General features: G+C 63.9%; 5 protein-coding genes. 2 read left to right on the top strand and 3 right to left on the bottom strand.

All coding sequences use genetic code 11. From position 1 onward, the window contains the following. Window positions 1–289 (top strand): hypothetical protein (locus RMN73_RS03530; RefSeq protein ID WP_309601937.1); only part of this gene is annotated, 289 nt, incomplete at its 5' end. On the opposite strand, the gene rsmD is transcribed toward RMN73_RS03530, so the two are convergent. Beyond that, window positions 286–822 carry a 16S rRNA (guanine(966)-N(2))-methyltransferase RsmD gene (gene rsmD / locus RMN73_RS03525; RefSeq protein ID WP_309601936.1) on the bottom strand — a complete coding sequence of 179 codons (537 nt, stop codon included), beginning with the start codon at window positions 820–822 and terminating at the stop codon, window positions 286–288. The two genes, RMN73_RS03530 and rsmD, sit on opposite strands and share 4 nt — an antisense overlap. Beyond that, complete coding sequence (locus tag RMN73_RS03520; protein ID WP_405051515.1) at window positions 819–1,628, bottom strand: pseudouridine synthase; 810 nt, start codon at window positions 1,626–1,628, stop codon at window positions 819–821. Before RMN73_RS03520 ends, rsmD begins: the two co-directional genes overlap by 4 nt. A gap of 21 nt (window positions 1,629–1,649) precedes the next feature. On the opposite strand from RMN73_RS03520, the gene RMN73_RS03515 reads away from it, so the two are divergent. Continuing rightward, window positions 1,650–2,093: a response regulator gene (locus tag RMN73_RS03515; RefSeq protein ID WP_309601934.1), complete on the top strand. Its 444-nt coding sequence runs from the start codon at window positions 1,650–1,652 to the stop codon at window positions 2,091–2,093. Here RMN73_RS03515 and RMN73_RS03510 read toward each other — a convergent pair. After that, window positions 2,090–3,091, bottom strand: a 1,002-nt coding sequence (locus RMN73_RS03510; RefSeq protein ID WP_309601933.1) for an aromatic ring-hydroxylating dioxygenase subunit alpha, incomplete at its 5' end; no start/stop codon positions are given. The genes RMN73_RS03515 and RMN73_RS03510 overlap by 4 nt on opposite strands.

Genomic DNA, 3,091 nt, shown 5'->3' with positions numbered 1-3,091 from the left:
CGGAAAGTCGAAATCGGCCAAATCCAACACGGGCTATGACGCGCTTGCGCGCCTCGCCGAAAACCCGATCGTCGCCGACCTGATCGCAATCGGGGCAACCGCTGCGGTAACCGCCATCGCGGCCGGCATGTCGAGCAAGTCGGGCAAGTCGTCGGGCAATGCGGTCAAGGATGCGGGCAAGGCGGCTGCCGCCGCCATCGGCGCGCGGTTGATGACCGAATATCAGGCGGTCAAGGATTCGGCCGCCGAAGCCAAGGCCAAGGAAGCCAAGACGGCCAAGAAAGCTTAAGAGAGACGAAGCAAGGTGAGGCGGGCGCGGCCGGTGTCGCGCTCGACCTCGAGGCTCAGCGGCCCGGGATCGACGCTCGCGCCGCGCTCGGTCTCGACCGCCATCCACCCGCCGGGCGCGAGCCATTCAGCCGCTACGACCGACGCGACCGCCGCGCTGCCCGAGCCATCGGCATAAGGCGGATCGGCGAGGATCAGGTGAACCGGTTGCGCGCGCGGCAGGCGGGCGGCAGACATCGCCATGATGTCGATCCCGGTCGCCCCGAGGGTTGCGGCATTGGCGCGGATCGCGTCGGTCGCGGCGCGGTCATTCTCGACAAAGGTGCAATGGACAGCGCCGCGCGACAAGGCTTCGAGCCCGAGCGCGCCGCTGCCCGCGTAGAGATCGGCGACCCGCAATGCATCGAAGCTGCCGAGGCGGCTGGCAAGCATCGAGAATAATGTCTCGCGGGTGCGGTCGGCGGTCGGGCGAGTTTGCAGTCCGGCGGGGGCAATCAGTTTCCGCCCGCGCCACGCGCCCGAAATGATCCTCACTTAAGCTCCTGCCTAAAGCGGAACAGGGCTTCGCGCGGGACTTCGCCGACTTCGCCCGGGGCAAGCCCCTCGGCGTTGAACGGGCCGTAAGCGGTGCGGATCAGGCGCGAGACCTGAAGGCCGAGATGTTCGAGAACATTGCGCACTTCGCGATTTTTGCCTTCGGTCAGACTCATCTCGATCCAGCCGTTGCGCCCGGTGCGGCGTTCGAGATTGGCGTTGATCGAGCCGTAGCGAATGCCCTCGATCGTCACGCCTTCGGCCAATTCCTCGAGTTGGTCCTGCGACACGGTGCCGAAGGCGCGGGCGCGATAGGTGCGGACGACTCCGGTGCTCGGCAGTTCGAGCTGTCGCTTCAACTCGCCGTCATTGGTCAGCAGCAGCAGCCCCTCGGTCATATAATCGAGCCGCCCGATCGGGATCAGCCGCGGCAGGCCCGGCGGCATCTTGTCGTAAATCGTCGGTCGGCCCTTGGGGTCGCGCTCGGCGGTCAAGCAGCCGGTCGGCTTGTAGAAGCAATAGAGGCGCGCCGCCGCGGGCGGCTTGACCGCCTTGCCGTCGACCGTGACGCCCTCAAGCGAGGAGAGCAGGGTCGCAGGGGTCTTGAGCACCTCGCCATTGAGCGCGATGCGGCCATCTTCGATCATCCGCTCGATTTCGCGGCGCGAGGCGACCCCGGCGCGGGCCAGCAGCTTGGCGATTCGCTGATCGCCATCGTCGCGCGGCAACGGCGGTCCACTGGCTTTTCGCGGTGTATTGGGGCGCCGTGGCACGGGCGGGCGCTTCGTTCGTTGCGGGGTCACTATTGTTGTCCTACTGGAGTCGCCATGCTGTTCGGCAAGCGCAAGCGTATCGTCAAGCGAGTCCTTATCATTGAGGATGAACCCCTGACGGCGTTCGACAATGAAATGATCCTTCGCGACTGCGGATTGGAAGTGGTCGCGACGCATGACGATTTCGAAGAAGCGCTGGCCGCGCTCGACCGCGAGCAGGTCGATCTGATCCTCAGCGACGTGCGCCTGCGCGGCGATCGAACCGGGATCGACCTGGCCCACGAAGCCAAGAAACGCGGCATCCCCTTATTGTTCATCACCGGTTACCCGCCCGACAATGCGCATGAATTGTCGATCGGCTGCCTGATGAAGCCCTATAACGACCGCGCGATGCGCCAGGCACTGGAAGCGATCGACAAGCATCTCGACGGCAAACCGTGCAAGCCACCCAAGGGGCTACAGTTGTTTCCAATCACCCGCGACGAGGCGGGGGTTTAAGCCTTTAACAGCGCGTCAACCTTGGCATGGAAGTCCGATACGCCATTTTCCAACGTGCCGAGCTGGACCTCCTTGAGCAATCCGCTCGACAGGCCGCGGTAGCAGAGTTCCGCTGCGTGGAAATCTTCGCCGGCGAAGGTTACGCCGTCGAGCAAATCCCAGCTGCGCTTCCAATGCGCTTCGGCCTCATTGGTCTGCGGCGGTTCGGGGATCAGCATGAAATCTTCGACCAGGCAGGTGCCGACGCTGGTCGGCATGACGACCATGATGTTGATGTAATCGGGGCTGACGATGACCACCGCGTTGGGGAAAATCTGATAGGTGTAGGTCACGACGCGGCGGAGCGCGCTCCAGTCGTTGCGGTCGACATCGGCGAGATAATCGGCGCGGCCGACGGCAGCGCGCTGATGCTGGCCGATGCAGTCCGCCGCGGTAATCCCGTCGGCGAAGAAATTGGCGATGGTCGACGAATGCAGTCGCTGGACGTGGTAGGATTCAAGGAATGCGTCGATCACCAGTTTCCAATTGGCGGCGACAGAGTGGGTCTTGCGCTTGTAGAGATGGTGCGCGCTGAACCCGAAGGCGTCGAAATCCTCGCACAGCATCGCGATTTCGGCGAAATCTTCTTTCTGGTCATGCGAAAACCAGATCAGCCCGCCGCATTCGAAATCGCGGAAGCGCATCAAGGAATGCGCGTCTTTGTCCATCCCGGGGAAGCAATCGGCGCGCGGCAGGCCGAGCAGGCTGCCGTCCGAACGATAGGTCCAGGCGTGATAGGGACAGACGATCCGCGCCGCGGGGACCGCATGCTCGCCGTCGCCATTAAGCAGTCGGGTACCGCGATGGCGGCAGACATTGGCCATGACATGCGCCTCGCCCTGCGCGTCGCGACTGAGGATCAACGGGACGCCATAACCATCGTGGGCCACGGCAAGATTGTTCTTGGGGAGCAACGCCGATGGAGCGAGCAACAGCGGCAGCTTCTGGAACAAGGCGCG

It is taken from the genome of Sphingomonas sp., assembly GCF_031372575.1.
In the GTDB taxonomy this organism is placed as follows: Bacteria; Pseudomonadota; Alphaproteobacteria; order Sphingomonadales; family Sphingomonadaceae; genus Sphingomicrobium.
This window is presented reverse-complemented; position numbering and strand designations above follow the sequence as displayed.